The sequence below is a fragment of the Streptomyces sp. NBC_01166 genome, from assembly GCF_045039765.1.
GTDB lineage: Bacteria > Actinomycetota > Actinomycetes > Streptomycetales > Streptomycetaceae > Streptomyces.
In genome coordinates this window covers 7,277,416-7,302,392 of sequence record NZ_CP108613.1, presented here as the reverse complement: position 1 = coordinate 7,302,392, position 24,977 = coordinate 7,277,416, and the positions used below count along the sequence as shown (strand labels likewise).

The window sequence follows — 24,977 nt, the reverse complement described above, 5'->3', positions numbered from 1 at the left end:
CGATCACCCGGCCGTCCTCGACGTCACATCGGCAGCGGTGCGATGTCGAACTCGATGCGCTGGTGGAGCCTCGCCGCGGTGTGCCAGGGGTGGTCGTCCCCGAGCACTCGCGAGAGCCCGGCCACAGCCTGCGAGTTGAGCCGGTCCGCCTCCTGCGAATTCCCCAGTCCACGCTGATCCAGGGAGAGATTGGCCGTGCAGGCCAAGGTCAGCGGGTGGTCGGCCCCCGCCGTCTCCGTGAGCTTGGGGAGGACCGCCGAGTCGACGGCGCCGGCGTGTGTGAAGTCCAGGCGGGCGTAATGGTCGTTGGCCCTGCCCATCGCCGTGGTCAGCGTGTTCAGGTGCGTCCCCCCCAGGGAGGCTTCCAGATGCTGGAGCGCCTCGGTGTCCAGGGCCTCGGCCCTGTCGATGTCACCCTGCGCCCGCAGCGTCGCCGCGAGATTCACCTTGGCGAACTGCGTGTACGGGTGATGCTCGCGGAGCACCTGGCGGTAAGCGGTCAACGTCTGCTCACCAAGTTCCCGGGACCCGATGAGGTCACCGTGCAGTCGACGTTCGACCATGGCATGGACAGCGGCACCGAGCGCGTCGGTGTTGTTCAGGCCGTAGCGGGTGGTGAACCGCTCAAGTGTCTGCTCCGCGAGGGCCGCGCCTCCCTCCACCACACCCGCCCTGCGTCGGCACACGGCCAGGTTCAGGGCGGCGCGGATGGTCGACGCGTTGGTCTCACCGAAATTCGTGACGTAGGTGAGGTAGTTGGACTCCTGCAGGACACGCGCGCCGAGGTAGTCGCCTGCCTCACGGATGTCGAGTGTCAGTGCGCTCAACGTGTTGAGTGTAAGAGCACTCGCCGGGCCGTAGAGCAGTTCGCGTTGCCGCGCGGTCTCCTCGTCGATCCCGCGCGCCGAGCCGAACCGCCCGTTGAGCCTGAGGGTCACGCAGAAGTCGTGTGCCGCGCTCAGCGTCGTGGGGTCCTCCGGCCCGAACAGGTCGCTGGCCCTGGTGAACGCCTCCTCCGCCAGCTCGCGAGCCTGCTGGAACTCACCTCGGTGTCGCAGGGCCCCAGCCATCTGCCACATGGAGTCGATGAGTTCCTCATCGGGAATCTGCGCGCCGCGCGAGATCGCGAGAGCCCGCTCGTTGTGCACGATCGCCTCGTCGGGTCGCCCGAGCAGCCGCAGATAGAAACCGAGAAGCTTGGTGATCCTGATGACGTGCAGGTCCTCGTCACCCGACTGGGCACGCCACGCGGACCAGGCCAGCCGCGCCTGGGCGGCGCCCGATTCGTGCGCGCCCCAGTAGTAGAGGAAGAACACCATGTCGTAGACGAGGTCACGGACCCAAGCGTCGGAGCTCTCCACCGCCCCGGACGCGATCACATGCGGGAGGATCGCCTGGTAGGCGGGCCACTGGTCCGGCGAGGCCGGTGCGCCGGGCTTGGCCGTGGTGAGCAGCAGGTGGGCCGCCCGCGTCATCCTGGCCCGCTCCTCGGGGTCCATCCTGGCCACGATCACGTTCTGCATCAGCCGGTGCATCTGCAGGGTGGCGGTCTTGTGGTCCAGCCTCACCAGCGACAGCTTGCTCAGGTCACGGGTGGCGCGGGCCAGCAGCAGGGGGTCGCGCAGGACCGGGTCGAGCTCGGGGGTGACCTCGACGTTGCGTCCACCCCTGAAGAGATTGAGCGGGATGGGCTCCGGCGCCATGCAGGCGCAGATCTCCAGGAGTTGACGTGCCGCCGGGTTGTCCTGCGAGAGGCGTCCGAGGGAGATGTCCCAGACCGCTGCGACGGGGAGCGGATAGTCGGGCGACGGGTCGAGCTCGAGGATCTCGGGCCTGCGTTCGTCCAGCAGGGTGAGGTATTCGTCCACCGGCATCCCGGTGGCGGCGTGCCAGGCGCCCGCCTGCTCGACAGCGAGGGGCAGGTCGCCCAGCGCGGCGGCGAGCCGGTCCGCGTCACCGGAGCTGAGGCCGCGGGCGCGGCGCTGCAGGAGCGCGATGCTCTCCTCGCGGTCGAAGACGTCGACGCTCAGGGGGGTGGCGACGCGTTCCCACTCACGGTTGCGTGAGGTCACGATGATCTTCCCCGGCCCGCCGTTGGGGAAGTAGGAGCGTACGGCCTCGATGTCCTCGGCGTTGTCGAAGACGAGCAGCCAGTTGTCGAACGGCTTGCCCGTACGAAGGGCTTCGCGCACGGCGGGCACGGCGGCGTTGGCCTGCGGTCCCACCTCCAGGCCTAGGCTGCGGGCCAGGTCGGCGAGAGCGCCGAGGATCAGGTTCTCCTGCTCCGAGGGGATCCACCAGATCACATTGAACTCGCCGCTGTGGCGGTACACGTATTCAACGGCGATCTGCGACTTCCCGACACCGCCCATGCCGTGCAGTGCGTGCGGGAGGACGGCTGTGGTCTCGTCCTCCCGCAACTGCCGCTCCACGGCCGCCAGAAGACTTTCCCGCCCGGTGAAGTTCGGGTTCTTCGGTGGCACGTTGCCCATGATCTTCGGCTGGCCCGTGCGGACGAACCGGAGCTCCGGCGCCAGGGCGTGCGTGCCCGCCTCGACCCGATCCTGCTCGGTGTCTACGGGTGGTGTCGTCGACGACACAGATCCTCCTGGTGGAACCGTCGAATGCGACGGGGAAGCGGGGCCGATCTCATTCACATCAGATGCCTCTTTATCATCGATTGTCGCCCCCGCCGACGCTCCCGCGCCGTGCAGCAGCGCGCTGTTGACGAGCGCCGCGCGCCTCCGGTACGGCATGCCTCCGAGCGCGCGGAGTACGGCCAGTTCGATGCGCAGCCACGCGGGGCCGCCCCCGGCGTCCGGAAGCGCGGCCTGCGCCGGATCGCGCAGCGCGGCGCGCAGCCGTACACCCTGTGCCCGGCTGGCCCGCGACTCCGCGAGCAGGCTTACGGCCCGGGCGAGTTGGGTGCGGTTCCCGGTGGCAAGCAGTGCCTCGCGAATCCCGTCGGCGAAGTCGGGACCGCCTTCTCCGTCCCGCTCCCAGTCGATCAGGCCGCCCATCATCACCTCGGCCAGGTGCTCGGGGCGGGAGTCGGGAAAGGCCCGGGCGCGCAGCTCCTCGATGACGTCGAAGCGCAGGGGCGCCACCGCCAGCAGGACGGCGAGGTGCCGTGCGAGCGGGCTGGCCAGCGCGACGAATCTGCGGACGGCGTCGGCTGCCGCGCGGGGGCTCTCGATCCTCGGCGCCCGCAGCCCCGCCGCGGCCACTCCCTTGGCCATCGCACCGGCCAGCACCACGGGCAGCGTCCGGCGTACGCCGCGTTCGCCGGTGACCAGGTCCGCCCAGGCGCGGAACGAGCCGGGGCGCAGGCTGAGGACCGGTACGGCCACGGATCCGTCACCCGTGTCGGGCAGGACGTGCGCGTGTTCCGGTACTCCGTGCGGCGGGTGGCAGAGGAAGTGGCGGTTGAGCGCCCCGAATCCGGCGGCGTCGAGCCGCGCCCGGAAGGGGTAGACCGAGGAACGGTGGCGCAGGTACGGCGGCAGCAGATGGACGAGCGCCGTCGGCCCGGCCGCGGAGAGCCGCCCCAGCAGTTCGTCGGCGCCGCCCTCGGCCCATCCGGGTGCCAGCCCGTCGGTCACTACGAGGAACAGCCGTGTCCCCCTGCCGTCCAGGAGTTCGGCCGGGTCGGCCCGTCTGTTGCCGGGCCAGCGCAGTTCGGGCGGTGCCGCACCGGGCAGCAGGACGTCGACCGTACGGACGTCCCGGAAGGCACCGCTGCGGACCGCCTCGTCGGTCAGCTGACGTAAGGAGTCGTCCCAGACGGGCATGGTGGGCGCCCTGTCGACGAGCAGCATCAGGTCGAAGGCGCGTTCCTGGACCGGGTCGAGGTAGGGGATCCACAGTCCGTCGATCACACCGTTCTCGGCGGTGCGGGCCTCGTCCAGCCGGCTTTCGTGGCGCGACGGCACGCGTCGGCCCAGGCCTCGCAGAGCCTTGGCCAGGGGCAGCGGCACGACACGCCGCGTGGGGCGTGCCTCGTCCGGAGCGAGGGTGCCGGGCCGGCCCTGCCGCGAAGGGAGGGCGTCGATCAGTTCGATGTCCCGTGGGTCGACTCCCGGGTGGCTCGCGGCCGGCACCGTGTCCTCCGCACCCTGCTCGAACGGAGGAGCCGCGACCTCGGGGAAGTCACTCTCCATGTCGTCCGGTAAGGGCGCGGGGTCCAGGTCGGTCCCCCCGTCCGCTTCACGGCCCGCACGGTGCCAGGCCGCCGCAAGCCAGACGGCGTCGGCGAGGTCCTGCCAGCTCGCCTCGCCGTCGGTATCGTGGAGGTCGCCGCCGCTCGGCGCGGGCGTCGTGTCCGGGGCGCGTTCCCGTGGCGAGCCGTTCATCAGCGGCCTTTCGAGAGGTCGCGGAGAAGCATCTCGATGAGCTTACGCCCGTCACTGTCGTCCCGGAATCCGTGGGCCGTGGTGAGTTGGACGGCGTTCAGCAGCTGGTCGACGGACTGGGTGCCTCCGCCTTCCAGGCGCCTGACGAAGTCGTCCACGAGGCCGTCGACGCCTTCGGGGCGCCGGCCCAGGTGGCTGATGACGATGGACACGAGGTGTTCGCGGCTGGGCGGACGCATCTCCAGCGGCAGGCACCGGCGCCGGAAGGCCGCCGGGAACTCACGTTCGCCGTTGCTCGTGATCACGACCACGGGGAACTCCGCGCACTCGACCCGGCCGGCCTCGATGACGGCCCGGCCCTGGGGGTCGTCGGTGAAGACGGACAGCTCGGCCACGCCGGCGCGTACCAGTTCCGGGATCTCGTAGCTGCCGTTCTCCAGGACGTGGAGCAGGTCGTTGGGCAGGTCGATGTCGCTCTTGTCGAGCTCGTCGACGAGCAGCACCCTGGGGCGTCCGTAGGCGAGCAGGGCCGTGCCGAGCGGGCCGAGGGTCACGAAGTCCCCCAGGTCGGGTGCGCTGCCGGTGCCGCTCTCCGCCTCCGCGGTGCCTCCGGCACGCCATGCGGCGATGGCCTGGGCACGCCCGATGGCGTCGTACTCGTAGAGCCCGCCGCGCAGTGTGGTGCGGCTGACGATGCTCCACGGCAGGACCCGGCCGAGTCCCAGTTCCTGGGCGATCAGATACGCCAGGGTGGACTTGCCCACTCCGGGCGGCCCGGTGATCAGCAGGGGGCGCCGCAGCAGAAGCGCGGCGTTGACCGCGTTGATCTCCTCCTCGCGTAACTGCGGGCCCTCCTGCACGGTGCCGAGCCGGCGCAGCGCCGACTGCGCGTCGTCCGGCGGGTCCTGCTGCAGCGGGCTTCCGGCGAACACCCGCCAGGGCGGCGGCTGCGGCAGCTCCGGGGGGTCGCCGGCCGGGGGCTGCCCCGTCGCGTGGAACACCCTCCAGGAGGGTGGCGTGACGGACTGCGCTGCCGAGGCCTGCTCGGTCATGCTGTCAACTCCTCGCAGTCGACCAGGCGGTACGGGTCGTCCCAGAAGAACGCCATGTACTTACCCACGGAAAGGCTGTCACGCCCCAACTCCTCGGCCTCCTGACGGATCTGACTGACTTTCGACGGGAGCTGGGCCGGCGGATGCGCGAGCAGGAGGGTCAGCACCTGGCCGGACAGGTCCGGGCTGTCCGGTCTGCGGTCCCAGGCTGCAAGTCCGACCCCCTGCTCGATGGCGATGCTGAGCGCGTCCATGCCGTGGCCCGGCAGGGCGGGAACATCGAGTATGACCGCGGTCAGACGCGGGTTCCCCGCGAGTCTGGCATGCCAGTGCTCCAGACGGTCACCCTGCTGCCCGTGCCACCGGTGGGTCTCCGCCACGCCGACCTTCTTGAGCTGTGTCCACCGGGCCCGCCACCGGCCGAGCTCCACCGTGTCACGGGCTCTCATGCGCTCGAGGCTCCGCAGATGGACATGGTAGCGAAGGGCGATCGGCATCCGGACATGAGAGCGCGTACCCAGTTTGATGCCCGCCATGTCGTGATTCAGGAACTGGAGGGGGAGGACGAACTCGATCTGCACCGGGGGGTCGTTCTCGCTCTCCGAGACATCCGCCCAGCGTGAGGCGCCCTGGCTGATCGCCCGTTCGACCGCACCGGCCAGGGCGTCGAGGCTGGTGCGTTCGATGTCTCCCGCCACGGGCTCCCAGTACCCCGGCGCGGCATTGACCCAGTGTCGTACATAGACATCAGCCGAACTGTCGTCTGCGGGCTCCACCATCACGACGAGACAACGTGACACGTACGGGTCGGCCGCCGGCCGGGCAGCCATCGCGCGCCTCCGCTCCTCCAGCGCCCGTACGGTGTCCGGGCCGGCTTCACGGGCCCACGCGTCCGACCAGTCCCTGAGCTCCTCGCGGAGCACCGGCTGGGCGAGGGACGCGGTGGCCTCGACGAGCACCAGCGCCGGGGGCAGACCGTCGGCCTGGGTGTTCACGGCGCACAGGTGGTCGAAGAGCTGGACCGGTGTCCGGCCGAACGGCACGTCGGCGCCGAGTTCGTGGTTCAGGATCGTGTGCAGGCGGGCCTCGTCGACGCGCCACCCCTCGCCGAGCAGCCGGTGGACCTCGCGCACCGCCTCGGGAGTGAACTCCTCGGCCGACAGGGCGGATTCCACGATCCGTGTCAGCTGGGCCGCGCACTCGTGGCCGGCGATCGCGCGCACCGCGGAGATCAGCGCTTCCAGACCCTTCTCGTGCTTCAGCAATTCCCGGAGGAAGGAGAGCATGTCGGCCCGCGGGTTCTGCCGTCGGTAGACGATCTCCGCACCGACGTGCTCCGCGGCGAAGGCGATGAACTGTCCGCACTGGTCGCGGTCGGTCACGAAGTCCTGTTCACACAGGAAGTCGACCAGCGCGACGATGAGTCGCGTCCTGGCCTCGCCCGGCCCATCCCCTCCGGACAGCCCGTTCCCCACCACCGACCACCCCCGTAGAGCCGGTACCACCTTCATGACAGATCGTGAAGCTATCACGCCGGATCTTCAGCAACCAGGTTCACTACAGGCCCTGTTGACCACCTGTGACACACACCCGACGCCCCCTGCCGGACCGTGGCGGGGCACCGGGAGACACGCCACCCGGACGGATGGACGCGGCCCCTCGCCGGTCACACCGGCGCCGGTCCCGAGCTCGCACGCACCGTCAGGACCGGTTCCAGAAGCTCCACTTCGTCCGTACCCCGGCCCGCGAGCTTCGCGACCACCTGCTCCACCGCCCGCCGCCCCATCTCCTGTGCGGGGATGGCCACGGAGGTGAGCCGCACCGACGCCTGCGTAGCCACCTGTTCCGGGCAGACGGCCACGACGGACACGTCCTCCGGCACGGCCCGCCCCTGCTGCTGGAGCAGGTTGAGCAGCGGCTCGACGGCGGCCTCGTTCTGGACGATGAAGCCGGTCGTACCCGGCCGCTCGTCGAAGATCCGGCCCAGGGTGCCGGCCATCGCGGCGTAACCGCCCTCGCAGGGGCGGTGCAGGATCCGCATCCCGGTCTCCTGCGCCTTGGCCCGTATGCCGTCCACGGTCCGTTCGGCGAAACCGGTGTGCCGCTCGTAGACGGCGGCCGCTTCACCGATCACCGCCACCTCACGGTGGCCGAGGCCGGCGAGGTGGTCCACGCAGAGCGCCCCGGTGGCCTCGAAGTCGAGATCCACGCAGGTCAGCCCGGAGGTGTCCGCGGGCAGGCCGATGAGGACGGCGGTGCGGCCCGAGTCACGGAGCAGCGGCAGCCGTTCGTCGTGCAGTTCGACGTCCATCAGGATCATCGCGTCGGCCATCGAACTGCCCGCGATCCGCCGGACGGCCGCCGGGCCCTCCTCGCCCGTGAGCAACAGGACGTCGTAACCGTGCGTACGGGCGCTGGTGGCGACGGCGATGGCGATCTCCATCATCACCGGCACATACATGTCCGTACGCAGGGGCACCATCAGTGCGACGATGTTGGACCTGCTGCTGGCGAGGGCGCGCGCACCGGCGTTGGGGTGGTACCCCAGCTGCTGGATACTGTGTTCCACCCGCTCCCGGGTGGAGGCCGAGATCGACCGCTTGCCGCTGAGGACGTAGCTCACCGTGCTCGCGGAGACTCCGGCGTGCTGGGCGACCTCGGCAAGCGTGACCATTCGGCTTCTCCCCTACAGATGGCGACCGGAGGGGAGAGCGGGTGAAGCGCTTCGACAGCGCGGCGCTGTGCTCCCCTTCGCACTCTGACATGCACAGACACCGTGGAGCCTAGACTCGCTCACAGGGACTGTCCAGAGCAGGAGTCGAAGCGCTTCGACCGCATCGTCGGCAGCGATTCGCTGCCACCCACCGTGGCTCAGGACGCCGAGGGTGTCCAGCCTGCCAGCCAGTCGGCGGTCTCCTGCTCCGCGGCCTGGGAGTCGGAGAGCTGCGGCCGGTCGCTGCTCGCCGAGCCGGATCCGGGCCCGGTGTTCTTGTATTCGGCGAAGCGGTCGTCCTTCCAGGAGAACCCGCTCATGTCCGTCCACGGGGCGGGCCTGACCGCCGAGCTGAGCGTCGTGTCACGGAAGGTGGCCATCGGGTCGAGCGAGGCGTCCCCGCCCGCGTGCCACGGCCGGCCGAGGTGGAAGGACGACGCCGAGACATCGCCGTTGACGGTGGATCGGGTGATCAGGAAGCCCTTGCGGTCGGCGGCCGTGCTGGGTGCGGCGATGTAGCCGGCGGAGCTGCCGTCCCAGCGCTTCTTCAGTGTGATGACGGATGCGTCGATCACCGCGGTGGCGCGTCCGAAGATGAAGTCGACGTTGCCGATGACGTAGGAGTTCTTCATGTAGACGCGGCCGAGTGTCGCCTTGGAGGCGGTGTCCAGCAGCAGGGTGTCCTGGTCGCCGGTGACGATCACGGAGTCGAGGAAGACCTTGTCCGCGGCGGTGCGCAGGGCCACGGCCTGGAGTCCGCTCATGTTCTGGTTGGCGCCCTCGTCGAAGTCGTTGGAGATCGTGAGGTTACGGGCCTGGAAGCCGTTGGCCTCGGCCGCGACGGTCGCGCTGCCGCTGGTCCCGTAGGTGCCGGAGCCGTCGGGCTTCTGGGTACCGGAGGCATTGTTGTAGACGATGACGGTGTCTTTGCGGCTGGAACCACTGCCCTGGAGCGTGACGTTCTGCTTGGTGGAGGGGATCTTCACCAGCTCGCGATAGGTGCCCGGCTTGATGGAGACGACGATCCTTGCGGTGTTGCCGGAGGGGATCGCGTCCACCGCCGCCTGCACGGTGGAGTACTGCCCGCTGCCGTCCTTGGCGACGGTGAGGGTGGTCGCCGCCGCCGCGTCGGACGCGGTCCCGAACGTCTGGAGGGCGGCGACCGACAGGAAGGCTGCCGCCCCCGCGGTCAGCGCCCTCCGCGGTCCGGGCCGGAGGCTGGTACGTCGTCGATTCGCTGCCATGGCGTGATCCATTCGGTCGGGGAGAGGGAGAGGCGGGGGTTCCGGGAAGTAGTCGCCGCGAGCCGCGCGAAAGGTTGCCGTGGCCTCAGGAGGCCCGCGCGTCGCGGGCCCGGACCTGGATCCGGGCCCGCTGTCGCTCAGCTCACCGGGACGAGCTTGAACTGCTGGCAGGTGTTGTTCAGCCAGGTCCACTGCCGCACGTCGGCGCCGTCGGCCGTCGAGCAGTCCGCCACGTCGGCGACCTTCCCGGTGGCCCGGTTGACGATGCGCACCCATCCCCCGGCCTCGGTGGTGACGAAGCGGAAGCGCTGGCAGGTGTTGTCGAGCCAGGACCACTGCCGCAGGTCGGCGCCGTCGGCCGTCGAGCAGTCCGCCGTGTCGAGCACCTTGCCCGACGCGACGTTCACCAGCCTGCTCGTGTCGTCCCCCCGGTCGTCGATGCGCCAGCGCTGCTTCGCGCTGCCGTCGCACGTCCACTGCTGGACGTTCGCTCCGTCGGCGGTCGACGCACCGCTCACGTCGAGGCACTTCCCGGTGGCCCGGTTGACCACGGTGTACGCGGTCGGGGTCGCCGCCGTCTCGCCGGAGGGCCCCGCCAGTGTCGTACCGAGGGCGACGGGCGTGCCCAGGTTCGGTGTGCCGTCGGAGTTCCAGCTGAACTTCTGCGCACGCGCCGTACGCCCGTTGTCGCAGCCGTCGGACGCCGCGTCGTTGGCGTGGTAGACGATCCAGCTCTCCGTGCCGTCCGGCGAGGTGAAGAAGCCGTTGTGCCCGGGTCCGTAGACCCCGGCGGCGTCGTTACGCTGGAAGACCGGACCGGATTTCTTCGTCCACGAGGACGCCGAGAGCGGGTTGGACCCGGTCAGCGTGAGCTGCCCCAGCTTGTAGTCGGGGGTCCAGCAGCCGCTGGCGGAGTAGACGATGAACGTCTTCCCGCCCCGCTGGAGCACCTCGGCCCCCTCGTTGACCGTGCCCCCGGACTTCTCCCAGTCGTAGGTGGGTGTGGAGATCGTCGAGAACGACCCGCTGAGCGTGTACGGGTTCGACATCGGCGCGATGACGAGATTCTGCGTACCGCCGCCGCTCGCGCTGCCCAGCAGGTACATGGACCCGTTGACCGTGAGCACGCTCGGGTCCAGCATCCAGGTGCTGCCCAGCTGGTTCCTGTACGTATAGGGCCCCATGGGGTCCGGGCCCGCGCTCTGCAGCACGTGGACACGCTGCGTGGGGTTGTAGTCGGTGATGTTCTGGCCGGCCACGTAGTACAGGTACCAGCGGCCGCCGGAGTAGTGCAGTTCGGGTGCCCAGATGTTGCAGCAGCGCGACGCGGCGTCGCCCTGCCACACCTGCACGCTCGGCGCCGTGGAGAGCCCGGCCAGCGTCGGCGACTTCCGCATGGTGATGACGTCGGTCCAACTCGTCGACACCAGGTAGTAGTTGCCGTCGTGGTACGAGATCCAGGGGTCGGCGCCCTTCTGCGCCTTGACCGGGTTGGTGTACGGACGGCCCTCGGCCGCCGACGCCGATGTGGGCTGCCCCAGGGCGAGCGCCAGCAGGAGGGCGCTCAGCAGGGTCAGTAGGCGACGGGCCATCCGCTGCTCCAGTTCAGAAGGTTGACGCCGAGCTTGGGGGTGCCGTTGTCCTGGCCGTCGTAGTAGTGGTAGACGAGCAGGTCACCGTCGGAGTCGGCCATGATCGACTGGCCGCCGGGGCCGATGTAGCGCCCGTGCGACTCCATGACGGGCGTGCCGCCGTTGCTGAGCATGCTGACGCCGTTCTTGTCCTTGTAAGGGCCGGTGACGCTGGTGGCCCGTCCCACCTTGATCTTGTAGGTGGAGCTGGTGCCGGCGCAGCAGGTGTCGTACGAGGCGAAGAGGTAGTAGTAGCCGTTGCGCTTGACGATGGAGGGCGCCTCGACGGCCTTCGTCCCGGTGGGCCGGGAGGCGAGCGACCGGCGGGCGGTGTCCCCGGCGTACTGCTTGCCCGTCGACGGGTCGATACGGATCATCTTGATCCCGGTCCACCAGGAGCCGAAGGACAGCCACCACTTGCCGTCGTCGTCGACGAACAGGTTCGGGTCGATGGCGTTGAAGTCGCTCGACGAGTTCGAGGTGTAGACGATCCCGTAGTCGCTCCAGCTGCCGGCCTGGCCGGTGGTGGAGGCCGCCAGGCCGATGGCGGAGGTGTTGGAGCCGAAGGACGAGACGGCGTAGTACATCAGGTACTTGCCGCCCTGGTACGAGATGTCCGGGGCCCAGGGGTCGGACGCCGAGGAGTAGTTCTTCCACCAGCTCGGCTTGGTGGTGAAGGCGTTCCCCGAGCGGCCGAAGGCGGTGCGGTCGGTGGAGGTGCGGAGCTGGAGGCCCTCACCGGTCGAGTAGAGCAGGTACTGGCCGGACGAGCTGCGGATCATGCTGGGGTCGTGGACGACGATGTCACCTTTGACGACACCCGGGTTGGGGTAGGCGGAAGCGCTGCCCGGCACGAGGGCGAGCAGGAGGGCGGCGGGGAGTACGGCGAGGCTTCTCCTCAGAGTGCGGCTCACGAGGAAACTCCTTCGGGGGGGTCGGGGATGGGGTGCATCCCGCAGTCGCCGCCCGGACCGCATCGGTTGCCGCGCGCCACCCACTTTCTTCGAAGAACCGGACGCCGTCCGTGATCCCGAACATTCTTATGGATCAACAGAGTTGTGCGGCCGGACACCCGCCCGTCCGGGCCTGGAGCTCTCCCTCGCCGGCCGTCAGCCGTGGAGCAGCACGGGGAAGGCCTCCATGTCGTTCTGCGTCATGACGGGCAGCTTGCGGATCTCGGCGTCGGCGATCGCGAGCTTCAGCTCCGGGAACCGCCCGAACAGCGCGGGCAGTGCGATGCCGGCCTCGACCCGGGACAGCGCGGCACCGGGGCAGATGTGCGGCCCGTGGCCGAAGGTCATGTGCCGGATCGGCGTCGGCCGGGTGACGTCGAAGGCATCGGCGTCGTCGCCGTGCTGGGTGACGTCGCGGCCGATGGCCCGGTAGGAGATCACCACGCCCTCCCCCTCGGCTATCACCTGGTCGCCGACCTGGATGTCCTCGGTCGCGAACCGCATCAGCAGGTGGGTGGTGGGTGTGTCCCAGCGCAGCGTCTCCTCGACGACCGTGTCCCACGGGATCTCCCCGTCCAGCACCTTGCGCAGCTGGGCGGGGTGGGCCAGCAGCGCGCGTACGGCGTTGAGGATGAGCCCGATCGTGGTCTCGTGCCCGGCGGCCACCATCGCCTTGAGGTTGCCGACGACCTCCTCCTCGGTGAGCGGCTCCCCGCCCTCGTCGGCGAGGATCAGCGCGCTGGTGAGGTCGTCCGCGGGGTGGGCGGTCTTCTCCCTTACCAGTTCGGCGTAGAAGACATCGAGCTCGGCGATCAGCGCCAGCCGGTCCTCCTGCGGGGTGAGCATCGAGAAGAATGCCTTGTACTGCCGGGTCAGCATGGGGTGCAGCGCCTCGTCCACCCCCATCAGCAGACCGACGACCTTCATCGGCAGCGGCTGGGCGAACACGGCCTTAAGGTCGACGACCCCGTCCTCGCCCTGCGCGGCGAGCGCGTCCAGCAGCTCCTCGGTGAACTTCTCTATGGCCGGGCGGATCGCCTCCAGCCGGCGCGGTGTGAGTGCCTGGGAGGTCTTCGTCCGCAGCCGGCGGTGGGCCGCACCGTCCACGGTGAACATGGAACGTCCGGCGTCGATCATGCCGATCAGCGGCCAGGCGTGGGTGACCTCCCCGCTCCGCCAGAGGCTCCAGGCGTCCAGGTCCTTCACCAGGCGTGTGTCGACGAGGAGTTGGCGCGCTTCGGCGTGCCGGGTGACGGTCCATGCGGGGACGCCGAGGAGCTCGATGCGCGCGAGTGGGGCGGATGCCCGCAGCGCCTCCGTCTCACCGTCGAGGTCCTGGACCATGGGGTCGATCACCACGGTCGCGTGCGGGCAGTTCACAGCGGGTCTCCTGTCGTGTGTGCGGGAGTGAACCGGACGGGCAGCGCGTTCATGCCCCGCAGGAAGGCGGAGGGCCGCCTGACGAGTTCCTGGGCGGGTACGGCAAGTTCGAGGTCGGGCAGCCGGTCGAGGAGGACCTCGATCGCGGTACGGGCGATGGTCTCCGCGATCTCCTGCGCCGGGAAGGGGCAGCGGTACTCCCCGTGACTGAACGCCAGGTGCGCCCCGTTGGCCGCGTGGTGCCCCCCACCCCCGGATACCGCCTCCTGGCGTATCAGCGGGTCGGTGTTGGCGGCCCCCAGGCCGAGCAGGAGCATGTCCCCGGCGCGGATGGTCCGGCCGCCGAGCTGTGTGTCGCGCACCGCCCAGCGGCCGGCGAGGATCTGGGTCGGGCTCTCCTCCCAGAGGACCTCGTTCATCGCGTCCGGGACGCTGCGCCGCCCGCCGGCGAGGGAGTCGGCGAACTGGTCCTCGGTGAGCATCAGCCGCAGGGAGTTGCTGATCCAGTCGGCGGTGGTGAGGTGCCCGGCCGCGGTGACGGCCATGAGGTCGAGGGCGTACTCCTCGTCCGTGAAGGGCGCCGGGTCCGCGAGCATCCGGGAGGTGATGTCGTCGCCGGGCACGGCACGCTTGGCCTCCACCAGCCGCCGCATGTGCTCGCCGAAGCGGCCGTAAGCCTCCTGGGCGCCGGGTCCCCCGTCGGCAAGGTCCTTCAGGACCCGGGCGATGTCCGTACCTTCCGCGTCGGGGAAGCCGACGAGGCGGGCGAGGACGAGCACCGGGAGCGGCTCGGCGAAGTCGGCGACGAGATCGGCGGCGCCCCGGGCGCAGATGCCGTCGACGAGCCGGTCGGCCAGCTGCTCGCAGTGCCCCCGGATCTCGAACGGGTCCGCGGCCTCGAGCGCGGGCACCACCAGCTCGGAATGGCGCCGGTGCTCGGCGCCCGCGGTGAAGTAGATGGACGGCATGGGCCGTCCGACCATCGGGAGCAGCGGCCAGTCCTCAGGTATGTGCTCCCACTGGTTCCACAGCCCGACGTCCCTGGGGAAGAGTTCGCCGTCGCTGGTGACCTGGTGGAGCTCGCGGTATCCGACGACCAGCCAGGCCGGGAACCCGCCGGGGAGCTCGACCGGCACGACGGGCCCGTAGGAGTGGCGCATCGTCCGGTACAGGGCCTGCGGCTCGGTGTGGAACGCGGGCCCGCTGAGCGGCACGGGTGTGGTGGCCGGGTGCGCGGGGCAGCCGCCGCCGGGGGCGGGCGCGGCGGATAAGGAGGGGGTCGTCATCGTACGGACTCCTGGGAGACGGCTTCGCGCGTTGCGGCCATACGATCAACGCGGCACCACTATAGGGAGGTTGAGTGAAGCTTTGGGCACCGATCGGGGCAGCACTCCTTCACGACTGACCGCGCGCACGGGCAGGCCGACGTGGCCGCCGGGGGAACGCGGAGATGGCGGCGGCTCCCGCTGTTCCGGCAGGCAGGACGGCGGCGGGACCTCGGTGAGCCATGAGGATGCCGGCCCTGATCTCCCCCGGCGGAACCCGGCCACGAGGCCCCGGGTTTTCGGCACGTCCGGGGTGGACAGCGCCCCACACCCATGTTCTTATGCTGCACGTCGCTTCAATTTCCAACGTAGTAGAAGTGGGCCCGCCCCACAGTGACGGCTCCTCACCTCCGTCCCGCCTCACCCCCTGAGAACGCCCGACGTCTTGCCACGCACCTCGCCCGACAACGTTGTCGCACACGAGAAAGGCTCTCCGTCCTCATGGTGCGCACCATCCGCAAGCTCTCTGTCGCCTTGGCCTCCGCCGCCCTGCTGCTCGGCTTCGCACCCTCCCCCGCGGGTGCCGGGCAGCCGGCCGCTCCCCCGGCCGCCGCCCCACCGGCACCGAGCACGGCCGAGGCGGGTAACCCGATCGTCGAGGGGTGGTACGCCGATCCGGATGTCGCGGTCTACGGCGACCGCTTCTGGATCTACCCGACCACGTCCCGCAGTTACAGCGAACAGACCTTCATGGACGCGTTCTCGTCGACGGACATGGTGCACTGGACCAAGCACCCCAAGGTGCTCGACATCGCCGACGTCCCATGGGCGAAGTACGCGCTCTGGGCGCCCGCGCCGGTCTTCCGTGACGGGAAGTACTACCTCTACTTCGCCGCCAACGACATCCAGGACGACTCCGAGCTCGGCGGGATCGGAGTCGCCGTCTCCGACCGCCCGGAGGGCCCGTACAAGGACGCCATCGGCGGTCCACTCGTCGACGCGTTCCACAACGGCGCCCAGCCGATCGATCAGGACGTCTTCATCGACGACGACGGCCAGGCGTACATGTACTACGGCGGCTGGGGCCACGCGAACGTCGTCAAGCTGAACGCGGACATGACCAGCCTCGGAACCTTCCCCGACGGGTCGACCTACAAGGAGATCACCCCGGAGAACTACACCGAGGGCTCCTTCATGTTCAAGCGCGGCGGCACGTACTACATGATGTGGTCCGAGGGCGGCTGGACCGGCCCGGACTACTCCGTGTCGTACGCCATGTCGGACTCCCCCACCGGCCCGTTCAAGAAGATCGACAGGGTGCTGGCCCAGGACCCTGCCGTCGCCCGTGGCTCCGGGCACAATTCGGTCGTGAACGTGCCGGGCACCGACATCTGGTACATCGTCTACCACCGCCGCCCGCTGAGCGAGACCGACGGAAACCACCGGGCTCTGGCCTACGACCGGATCCATTTCAACGAGGACGGCACGATCCGGCCGGTCACCATGAAGGTCAAGGACAACTTCGACGACGGCAACGCGGTCGGGTGGCGCACCTACGGCGACGCCGACTGGGCCGCGGAACACAACGCCTACTCCGTCACCTCGTCCTCCGCCGGTCTGGCCCTGCAGGACACCGACTTCTCGGACCTGATCTACGAGGCGGACGTGACCCTGCGGCACGGCGGGAGCGAATCCGGCCTCGTCTTCCGCGCCAGCCCGCCGGAGGCCGGCGCCGAGGGCTTCCACGGGTACTACGCCGATCTCACCGCGAAGGGCCTCGTCCTCGGCAAGGCTACGGGTGGCGAACGGACACCCCTGGCGACAGCGCGGCTCGCGGGTGCGGTCGGCGGGACCCACCGGGTGAGGGTCGAGGCGATCGGGTCATCCATCAAGGTCTACGTCGACGACATGGCCGAGCCGAGGATCAGCACCACGGACTCGACGTTCACCTCGGGCGCCAACGGCGTACACGCCGACCGGCTGTCGCCGAAGGCCGGCAAGGCAGCGTCTGGCAAGCCCCTCGCGCGCTTCGACGACGTATCGATCCGCTCCAACGTGTTCAGCTTCGAGGCCGCTGACGCCCCGAACCGGTTCATCCGTCACGCGTGGAGCCGCGGCCGGGTCGATCCCGACGTCACGCCGTACGCCGACATGCAGTGGAAGGTCGTCCCCGGTCTGGCGGACCCTTCGGCCGTGTCCCTGGAGTCGGTCAACTTCCCCGGGCACTTCCTGCGCCGGCGGGACGGAGAGGTATGGAGCGACGCTCGCGCCGACGACGCGGGCTACCGCGCGGACGCGACGTGGCGACGCGTGCCCGGGCTCTCGGACCGGTCCCTGGCATCCTTCGAGTCCTACGACGCACCCGGCACCTACCTGCGACACCGCGACGCGCTGCTGTATACCGAGCGCGTCACCGCCGCCGAGCGCCCCGACGCCACCTTCCGGGCCTGGTGACCCGGTGAACACGGTCCGGCCGGGCAGCGCGCCCGGCCGGACCCACCGTTCGAGGTTCCGCGAACCCACGGGTCAGACCGCGAGGAACGCCCGCGCCGCCGCCGCCCCGGCCTCGGCGTCCCAGTCCGCGGAGGGGGCGACAGCGGCCACCAGGCCGGCATCGACCTCGCCGTCGGCGGCGATCAGCGCGTCGATCGCCTCGTAGGCGGGCCTGCCGCCCTCGGAGTCCGGCATACGCTGGACGGTGGCGACGATCTTCCCCCTGGTCAAGGCTGTGGCCAGCACGGGCAGCCCCACGCTCGTGAACCCGTCGTCGAGTTCGTACTCGGCGCGGTACCAGGCGCTGCCGTCGAAGCCGTACACGAACCCGAGGAACAGCTCCGCGTCCCGGACCCGGCGGACGGGCGGCTCCCACCACTCGGGCGCACCGGCCAGCAGGTCGGTCTCCTTCTCCTCGAAGAAGTCGGACGCCTCGGCGTAATAGGTCTCGGAGTCGTTCCGGTCCTGTCCCAGCAACACCGCACGGCCCTCGTCGAGGTGATGCAGGTCGGCCCAGCTGCCATGCCCGTCGTCGTAATGCCACAAGGGCCGGAGCGCCCGGCACCGCTCGCCGTGCCCTGAGGCGGCCTGCACGGCGGCGAGAGCCGCCCAACGCCCCCGCAACGCCACCGGGTCGGGAAGATCGAGCTGCACCAGGGCCATGATCGGACTCCTTCGCGCGTAGTCGCGGCGCGGTCGGCCACCGTGCCTCCTGCGGGGTGCCGTACTCGCGGGGACGGGTCCCGGCCCGTCGGACCGCCACGGCCGCAGGCCCTTTCATCGCGCGTGTACCCTCGCCGGGCGCCGGTATACGCTGCCTGATCATGCGCATACCAGCACGCGGGCCGGCCGTCGGCCCCACCGCTCTCGTCACTCTCCTGCTCGCCGCGGTCACCGGTTGCTCGTCCTCCGGCCCCTCCGAGGGTGAGGGCGGCTCCAAGCTGCTCACAGCGCTCGGAAGCCTCGCCGACGACAGCGGCACCAAAGAGGTGACCTTCCTCGACGCCGCCCGTGTACGGAAGCTGAGTAAGAGCGACACCAAGCGGTTCTCCCAGGTCTCGCAGCCGGCCGGCCCCCTGCTGAATCCGTATCAGCCCGGTCTGCTGGGACAGCAGTTCAAGGTCACCCGGATCAACACCGCGATCGACACCGACGAGGCCGGGCACTGGTCGGGCTCGTTCGACGCGTCGGCGATCACCGAGTCGCTGAAGTCCAACGGCTATACGCAGAGCGAGAAGGACGGCCGGAAGGTCTGGGCGCACCCCGGCGACACCGGGGCGACGCTCCAGGTCTCCGAGGACGAGCTCTCCTACTCCACCCGGGATGCAGACCCCATGGCCGCGGTCGATCCGGAGGAGGGCTCCTCCCTGGCGGACGACAAGGAGTTCCGCCGGGCGGCCGAGTGCCTGGGCGACGTCTACCGCGCGGACTTCGACCCGCTCAGCTCCTCCAACCCGGTGCGCCTGGCGGCCCTGGGCCAGCAGGCGTCCTCGGCTGCCGAGAACACCGAGATCCTCTGCTTCGTGGTCGAGGACGACGCGGCGGCCGGCAGACTGGAGTCCGACCTCCGGGCGGTCGTCAGCGCCGAGTCACCGAAGTTCGACGGCACGAAGGTGACCGTGGAGAAGGGCGACCAGCCGTTGGTGCGAGCCGTCGTCCCCGACAGCGCCACCCAGCGGCCGGGCCGCCTGATCATCTCCGACGTCGAGCTGTGGATGACGGCCGCGCAGTAGCCGCACGGCGGCGGCCGGTGCAGCCGTCATTGTGAGGTCAAGGACAGAATCACGCCCGGAATGACCCCTTTACCTGTCACTAACCTTCCAACGACCGGCTAAGGGCGGCGCCGTGGCTTACGCCACTGGGGCGGCGGCGGTCAGGAATCCGCGGATGTAGCCGGCCACGGTGTCCAGGTGGCTTTCTAGCAGGAAGTGTCCGCCTCCTTGAACCAGGTGGACCTCGGCGTCCGGCAGGTCCCTCGTGAAGGCACGCGCTCCGTCCGGGCCGAAGATCTCGTCGCCTGCGCCCCAGACCGCGAGGAGCGGAACCTGGCGTTCCCGGAAGTAGGCGTGCACTTGAGGGTAGAGGGGCGGGTTGGCGGCGTAGTCGCGGAACAGGGCGAGCTGCACCAGCTCGTTCCCCGCCCGGTTGACCTCGCGGTGGTCGGCGGCCCAGGTGTCGGGGTCGACCAGCTCGGGCCGGTCCACTCCGTGCAGGTACTGCCAGCGGATGGCGTCGAGCGAGAGGGCTGACCGGACGGCGGGCTCGGTGAGGGGTCCCGGGTTCTCGCAGTACGCCCACACCGGCTTCCAGAAGTCCGGCACGAAGCCCTCCTCGTACGCATTGCCGTTCTGCGTGATCACTGCCGTGATCGCGTCCGGGGCGCGCAGGGCCAGGCGCCAGCCGATGGGTGCGCCGTAGTCCTGGACGTACAACGCGTAGCGGGTGACGCCGAGTTGGGCCAGCAGGGCTTCGGTGACATCGGTCAGGGAGTCGAAGCTGTACGTGAACGCGTCCACAGGCGGGGCGTCGGAGTTGCCGAAGCCGAGGTGGTCGGGGGCGATGACGTGGAATCGATCGGCCAGCGCCGGGATGAGGTGGCGGAACATGCGTGAGCTGGTGGGAAACCCGTGCAGGAGTACGAGCGTGGGCGCTTCGCGGGCCCCCGCCTCGCGGTAGAAGACGCGGTGCCCCCGGACCGTCGCGTATCGATGAAGAATCTCAACCATGACTAACCCCTTCCACCCGTCATGATGGTTACCTCTCCGCCCTCAGTAGACCGCCCTTGAGGTAACCTGTCAAACGGCTTGATGGAGTTAGCCGAGAGGGTGTGAGCCATGCTGGACGACCAGGCGCTGATGCAGGCCCTGAACAGCACCCCTGTCGCGGATGGCCGGCGCCAGGACCTCTGGAGCGAGGACCACGTGCTGGATCAGTGGGCGCGGGAGCACGGGGGGCTCGGCGGCGAGGAGGAGCACCGATGGCTGCGCACCGCCCGGGACGCACTCCAGGAATCGACGTCCGGCGGGTCGGCGGAACCCCGCCTGCGGCAGGTCCTCGACGGCGTCCGCAAAGTGCCGAAGCCCGGCGCGTCAGGCATCGAGTGGCACCTGGAGGTGGAGCCGGAGCGCCGGCTGGCCGTGGAACTCGTGCTCGCGTGGGCGGAGGTCGAGGAGCGCCTGCCCGGCCGCCTGCGGCCGTGCGGGAACCCCGAGTGCCACCTGTTCCTTCTGGACCGCAGTCGCGCCAACACCGCACGGTGGTGCTCGATGAAGACCTGCGGGAACCGGCTCAAAGCCCGTCGCCACCAGGCTCGGACACGGGAGACCCCGCAGCCCGAATGACACCCCCGGCAAGGCAGCACCTGCGCTACAGTGAAAGCGAGACGATACGTCTCGGCTTATCCAACGCTGCCCGTGGCAGGAGGAGCACCATGAACCACCACTACATCGACGCGGCACCCGGTGTGCGTCTATGGGCGGAGGAGCGAGGGTCCGCCGAGGCCCCTCCGCTCCTGCTGATCATGGGTGCGCAGACGTCCGGCCTCGGCTGGCCGGACGGCCTGGTGGAGTCACTCGCCGCGCACCATCGGGTGATCCGCTACGACCACCGTGACACCGGCCGGTCCACCTGGGCCTTCGACCAGCATCCGTACGCCGTCACCGACCTCGCCGAAGACGCGATCACCGTCCTGGACGGCCTGGGCGTCGACCGTGCCCACGTCGTGGGCATGTCCCTCGGCGGAATGCTCACCCAGCTGCTCGTCGCCGACCACCCCGACCGCCTGCTGAGCGCGACCCTGATCGGGACGTCCGCGCTCAGCACCAGCCCGTACGTGCGGCCTGACGGAACGCGTGTCCCGCCCGAGGAACTCCCCGGCATCGCACCGCACGTGCTGGAGATCTGGTCCCGGCCGGCCGAGGAGCGCGGCCCTGAGGGCGAACTCGACGCCCGCGTCGCACACTGGCGGGCACTGGCGGGCGACCAGCTCCCGTTCGACGCGGAGAGCGCACGCGAGCTGGAGCGGAGGATCATCGAGCACACCGGCCACCACGCCTCCTCCACCGCGCACGGCCGCGCGGACACCTCCGGCATGCTGCGCACCGAGGAACTGGCGAGGACCGACGTGCCCACGCTCGTGATCTCGGCCCCGGCGGAACCGGTCTTCCCTCCCCCGCACCCGCAGCATCTCGCCCAGGTGATCCGCGGGGCCCGCACGGTCGAGATCCCGGGCATGGGCCACGCACTCCCCCGGGAGGTCCTGGCCCCGCTCACCGACGCGATCCTGGAACACACCGGGGCCCTCGGCAGCACAGCCCGGCGCTGACACAGGAACCGCCGGCTATGACGGCTCGGTCAGGACACCAACTCACGAGCCCTTCCTCCACCAGACCGGCAAATCGCTGCGAAGCCGGTCTTTGGTGAGGAATCATACTGATCATGGCTCAGCTCGAAGCGCGCGAAGTGCCGCTGCACAAGGTCTTCTGCAGTGATTACGACTTCCGAATTCCGGACTACCAGCGCCCCTACGCCTGGCAGACCGAACAGGCCCAACAACTACTCGCCGATCTCGAGGAAGCTCTCCTCCGGGGCGATGGCGAGCCCTACTTCCTCGGCTCCTTGGTACTCGTCAAGGACAGCCGCGCTGCAGATGCCGATGTCATCGACGGTCAGCAGCGGTTGACGACCTTGACCATCCTGCTGGCTGTCCTGCGTGATCTGGCTCAGCAGCCCGATGTGGTGACCAACCTGGTGGCGATGATCGCCGAGCCCGGGAACACGGTTCTGGGCCTGAAGGCCAAACCGCGGCTCACTCTCCGTCCCCGGGATGCCGACTTCTTCCACCAGCACATCCAGACCTCCGATTCGATCGGGACCCTCCTGGAGCTGAACCCTCACAACCTGCGAACCGATGCGCAGAGGGCCGTCCAGGCCAATGCGCGGGTCCTGCACAGCACTTTGGCGACATGGACGGATGATCAGCGTCTCGCACTGTGCAAGCTGATGGGCGTCCAGACCTTCCTCGTCGCGGTCAGCACACCTGATCTGGACAGCGCTCACCGCATCTTCAGCGTGATGAACTCCCGAGGCCTCGACCTGTCGCCTGCCGACATCTTCAAGGCTCAGATCATCGGAGAGATCGAGGAGCAGGCCTCGGAGACCTATGCGAGACGGTGGGAAGACGCGGAGGAGAGCCTCGGCCGCGAGGAGTTCTCCGACCTGTTCTCCCATATCCGCATGATCTTCTCCGGCGAGCGTGCACGACTGGAGCTGCTGAAGGAGTTCCAGGCGCAGGTTCTTTCCCACTACAAGGGTGGACGGGCCAAGGAGTTCGTCGACGAGGTACTCGTTCCCTATGCCGAAGCGTCCGCGGTGATCCGCGACAAGACGTACGCGGCCGGGGATGGGTCGCCGCAGGTCAATGCGTGGTTCCGCCGGCTGCTGCAGCTGGACAACAACGACTGGTGGCCGGCCGCGTTGTGGGCACTCCGGTCCCACGGTGACGATCCCGTGTGGCTGGGCTCCTTCTTCCGGCTGCTGGAGCGCCTGGCGGCAAGCATGTTCGTTCGACGGATCTACACGACCCCGCGTGTGCTCCGCTTCGCCGAGCTGCTGACGGAACTCAACCAGGGTCTCGGCTTGGAGGCCCCGGCCTTCCAGCTCACGGATGACGAGCGGACCGAGACTCTGTCCAGGCTCGACGGCGATGTGTACTACGAGCTGAGAACGCGCCGTTTCATCCTGCTCCGGCTGGACGAGCTGGTCTCCGAGGACGACATCGTGGCCACGTACGACGCACCGCGCATCACGGTCGAGCATGTACTCCCCCAGAACCCGGGGCTCGAGTCGCAGTGGCGCGCGGACTTCACGGTGGACGAGCGCAAACAGTGGACACACAGGCTCGCCAACCTTGTGCTGCTCAGCCGCACGAAGAACTCGCAGGTCCAGAACCTCGACTTCACCGCGAAGAAGGAGAGGTACCTCAGGCGGGGCGTCGTCGCCTTCCCTCTGACCACACAGGTGTTGGGCCAGGACACCTGGACACCGGAGCACCTGGAGAAGCGACAGGCGGAACTGCTCGGGCTGCTCGCGGAGGAGTGGCGTCTGTAGCTCCCCTGGAGCGGGCCAGCGTGATGGCAGTGTCATCGGGAGGTTGCGGACAGGATCACGCCAGGAATGGGCGTCATGTCTGTCGCTCACCTCCCAATGACCCGGTGCCGGCCGCGGCCTGATCAAGGATCGCTGTTCGGGTTGGGCACGCGCAGTTCGAGCCCGGCCAGGAGGAACGTCCGTTCATCGTCCGCCACTCGTTTCCCGTCGCCCTCGACGATCTCCAGGATCACCTTTGTGGTCGCCGCTCCCCTCGCCACAGCCGTCATGGGGTTGCACAGCCGGGCGTCAACCGCGCCCGGGACGGGCTGTACATGTCCTGGTGCGGCGCTCCGAGCGAGTTCCTGGTCGAGGCCGGGCTGTGAGGCGCACGGCCCTTCGATATCGGACCGCCCACGCACGGACGCCGTAAGGCACGATTGCCCCGCCCCCAGCGGTTGTCGCCGACGTCCGTTCCCCCGACGATGGGGAGGCATGCCGCCACGGACGGGAGGGCGAGTTGACGGATCCCTGGGCGGCTCTGGCCGCCGACGCGAATCCCGGCGTCCGGCTCGGTGAACTGCGCCGTGCCCACGAGGTGTTCACCTCCGACGGGCGGCTGGAGACGCCGGTGCGTTCCGTGGTCGGCCAGTCGTGGCGTCGCTCCGCCCGGGCGCGGGTCAGTCCGGACGGGGCGGCCCTGGTCGAGCTGTGCACGGACGAACTCGGACCCTACCGGGACACACATCCTCTGGCTCGCGTCATGCCGATGATCCGCGAACTCATGGGCGCCTACGCCATGGACGGCGAGCATCTGCTCGCGGTCTGCGACGCGCACGGCAGGCTGCTGTGGGTCGAGGGGCACGCCCGAGCCCGTCGGCGCGCGGAGCGGATGAACTTCGTGGAAGGCGCCCGCTGGGCGGAGTCGGAGGCCGGGACGAACGCGCCCGGCACGGCACTCGCCATCGACCGCCCCGTCCAGGTGTTCGCCGCCGAGCACTTTCTTCGGCCGGTCCAGCAGTGGACGTGCGCCGCCGCCCCGCTGCACGACCCGCACACGGGCCGGGTGCTCGGCGCCGTCGACATCACCGGCGGGGACGGGCTCGCACATCCGCACAGCCTGGCGTTCGTGCAGGCCGTGGCGCGTGCCGCCGAGTCCCAGCTGGCGCTCGTCGCCCCGCAGTCCGTCGACGGGTCGGCGCAGCTCTCCGCGCTCGGCAGCGACGAGGCGCTCCTGGTGCTGGGTGGGCGCAAGATCCGGCTGAGCAGGCGCCACAGCGAGATCCTGGTGACGCTGGCCCTCCATCCGGAGGGCCTCGACGGTGGCGCACTGCTGATCGAGCTGTACGAGGACGAGTCGGTCCCCCCGGTGACACTGCGGGCCGAACTCGCGCGGCTCCGGCGGCTTCTGGGACCTGAGCTGCTGCGCTCGCGTCCGTACCGGCTGGGCGCTCAGGTGGATACCGACTTCGACACCGTCACGCGCAGGATGGAGTCCGGGGCGGTGGCGGCGGCCCTCGGCGCGTACGCGGGTCCCCTGCTGCCGCGTTCGCTGGCACCGGCAGTGGTCCGCCTCCGACGCAGGATCGCCGGCCAGTTGCGGGCCGCGCTGATCGCGCGGGGCGATCCGGGGCTCCTCGCCGACTGGGCGTACAGCCCGTGGGGCGCCGAGGACCTCCCTGTCTGGCGGGCCCTCGCCGCGGCGGCGCCCCCGGAGCGGCGGGCGGCGCTACTGGCGAGGGCGCAGGCGCTCGACGCGGAGCAGCGCTCGTAAAGCCGCTCGCGGGGGCGGGCCGCGCAACGGCGT

The 24,977-nt window shown here is 69.8% G+C and carries 18 protein-coding genes; 6 read left to right on the top strand and 12 right to left on the bottom strand.

The genetic code is table 11. The annotated features are described in order from the left end of the window. Positions 1 to 23: 23 nt before the first annotated feature. From fxsT to OG379_RS32955, 9 genes are all read right to left on the bottom strand, one after another. On the bottom strand, positions 24 to 4,352 hold the full coding sequence (gene fxsT, locus OG379_RS32995; protein WP_405666784.1) for an FxSxx-COOH system tetratricopeptide repeat protein: 4,329 nt from the start codon (positions 4,350 to 4,352) through the stop codon (positions 24 to 26). Next, positions 4,352 to 5,404 (bottom strand): AAA family ATPase, encoded by a 1,053-nt coding sequence (locus tag OG379_RS32990; protein WP_405666782.1) that lies wholly within the window; start codon positions 5,402 to 5,404, stop codon positions 4,352 to 4,354. Before OG379_RS32990 ends, fxsT begins: the two co-directional genes overlap by 1 nt. Next, complete coding sequence (locus OG379_RS32985) at positions 5,401 to 6,915, bottom strand: effector-associated domain 2-containing protein (RefSeq protein ID WP_405666780.1); 1,515 nt, start codon at positions 6,913 to 6,915, stop codon at positions 5,401 to 5,403. The genes OG379_RS32990 and OG379_RS32985 overlap by 4 nt, the downstream gene beginning before the upstream one ends. Positions 6,916 to 7,070: 155 nt before the next feature. Then, complete coding sequence (locus OG379_RS32980; protein WP_405666779.1) at positions 7,071 to 8,078, bottom strand: LacI family DNA-binding transcriptional regulator; 1,008 nt, start codon at positions 8,076 to 8,078, stop codon at positions 7,071 to 7,073. Between the two features lie 197 nt (positions 8,079 to 8,275). Continuing rightward, positions 8,276 to 9,361, bottom strand: a complete 1,086-nt coding sequence (locus OG379_RS32975; RefSeq protein ID WP_405666778.1) for a pectinesterase family protein — start codon at positions 9,359 to 9,361, stop codon at positions 8,276 to 8,278. A 137-nt stretch (positions 9,362 to 9,498) separates the two neighbouring features. Beyond that, a complete protein-coding gene (locus OG379_RS32970; RefSeq protein ID WP_405666777.1) occupies positions 9,499 to 10,953 on the bottom strand; it encodes a family 43 glycosylhydrolase in 1,455 nt (484 codons plus the stop codon). Then, entirely contained in the window at positions 10,935 to 11,906 is a 972-nt protein-coding gene (locus OG379_RS32965; protein ID WP_405666775.1) for an arabinan endo-1,5-alpha-L-arabinosidase, read from the bottom strand. The genes OG379_RS32970 and OG379_RS32965 overlap by 19 nt, the downstream gene beginning before the upstream one ends. 195 nt (positions 11,907 to 12,101) lie before the next feature. Beyond that, a complete protein-coding gene (locus OG379_RS32960) occupies positions 12,102 to 13,325 on the bottom strand; it encodes a cytochrome P450 (RefSeq protein ID WP_405666774.1) in 1,224 nt (407 codons plus the stop codon). Next, positions 13,322 to 14,611 (bottom strand): cytochrome P450, encoded by a 1,290-nt coding sequence (locus OG379_RS32955; RefSeq protein ID WP_405666773.1) that lies wholly within the window; start codon positions 14,609 to 14,611, stop codon positions 13,322 to 13,324. The genes OG379_RS32960 and OG379_RS32955 overlap by 4 nt, the downstream gene beginning before the upstream one ends. Before the next feature lie 480 nt (positions 14,612 to 15,091). Between OG379_RS32955 and OG379_RS32950 the strand changes: the two genes are divergently transcribed. Further along, positions 15,092 to 17,044 carry a family 43 glycosylhydrolase gene (locus OG379_RS32950; RefSeq protein WP_405666772.1) on the top strand — a complete coding sequence of 651 codons (1,953 nt, stop codon included), beginning with the start codon at positions 15,092 to 15,094 and terminating at the stop codon, positions 17,042 to 17,044. Between the two features lie 72 nt (positions 17,045 to 17,116). Here OG379_RS32950 and OG379_RS32945 read toward each other — a convergent pair whose 3' ends face one another. Beyond that, complete coding sequence (locus OG379_RS32945; protein WP_405666771.1) at positions 17,117 to 17,746, bottom strand: proteophosphoglycan 5; 630 nt, start codon at positions 17,744 to 17,746, stop codon at positions 17,117 to 17,119. Positions 17,747 to 17,907: 161 nt separating this feature from the next. On the opposite strand from OG379_RS32945, the gene OG379_RS32940 reads away from it, so the two are divergent. Beyond that, complete coding sequence (locus tag OG379_RS32940; protein ID WP_405666770.1) at positions 17,908 to 18,816, top strand: hypothetical protein; 909 nt, start codon at positions 17,908 to 17,910, stop codon at positions 18,814 to 18,816. Between the two features lie 117 nt (positions 18,817 to 18,933). Here the strand turns inward: OG379_RS32940 and OG379_RS32935 are convergent, their stop codons facing one another. Beyond that, the gene (locus tag OG379_RS32935) at positions 18,934 to 19,809 is read right to left on the bottom strand and encodes an alpha/beta fold hydrolase (protein ID WP_405666769.1); all 876 of its coding nucleotides are present in this window, start codon (positions 19,807 to 19,809) and stop codon (positions 18,934 to 18,936) included. 108 nt (positions 19,810 to 19,917) lie between these two features. Between OG379_RS32935 and OG379_RS32930 the strand changes: the two genes are divergently transcribed. The 3 genes from OG379_RS32930 to OG379_RS32920 all read left to right on the top strand — a co-directional run bounded on the left by OG379_RS32930 (position 19,918) and on the right by OG379_RS32920 (position 23,191). Further along, positions 19,918 to 20,424 (top strand): CGNR zinc finger domain-containing protein, encoded by a 507-nt coding sequence (locus OG379_RS32930; protein ID WP_405666768.1) that lies wholly within the window; start codon positions 19,918 to 19,920, stop codon positions 20,422 to 20,424. An 89-nt stretch (positions 20,425 to 20,513) separates the two neighbouring features. Further along, on the top strand, positions 20,514 to 21,407 hold the full coding sequence (locus tag OG379_RS32925) for an alpha/beta fold hydrolase (RefSeq protein WP_405666767.1): 894 nt from the start codon (positions 20,514 to 20,516) through the stop codon (positions 21,405 to 21,407). Between the two features lie 113 nt (positions 21,408 to 21,520). After that, complete coding sequence (locus tag OG379_RS32920; RefSeq protein WP_405666766.1) at positions 21,521 to 23,191, top strand: DUF262 domain-containing protein; 1,671 nt, start codon at positions 21,521 to 21,523, stop codon at positions 23,189 to 23,191. 122 nt (positions 23,192 to 23,313) lie between these two features. On the opposite strand, the gene OG379_RS32915 is transcribed toward OG379_RS32920, so the two are convergent. Further along, complete coding sequence (locus OG379_RS32915; RefSeq protein ID WP_405666765.1) at positions 23,314 to 23,460, bottom strand: hypothetical protein; 147 nt, start codon at positions 23,458 to 23,460, stop codon at positions 23,314 to 23,316. Positions 23,461 to 23,690: 230 nt separating this feature from the next. Here OG379_RS32915 and OG379_RS32910 point away from each other — a divergent pair, with 230 nt between their 5' ends. Continuing rightward, a complete protein-coding gene (locus OG379_RS32910; RefSeq protein WP_405666764.1) occupies positions 23,691 to 24,944 on the top strand; it encodes a GAF domain-containing protein in 1,254 nt (417 codons plus the stop codon). The last annotated feature ends 33 nt before the right edge of the window (positions 24,945 to 24,977 follow it).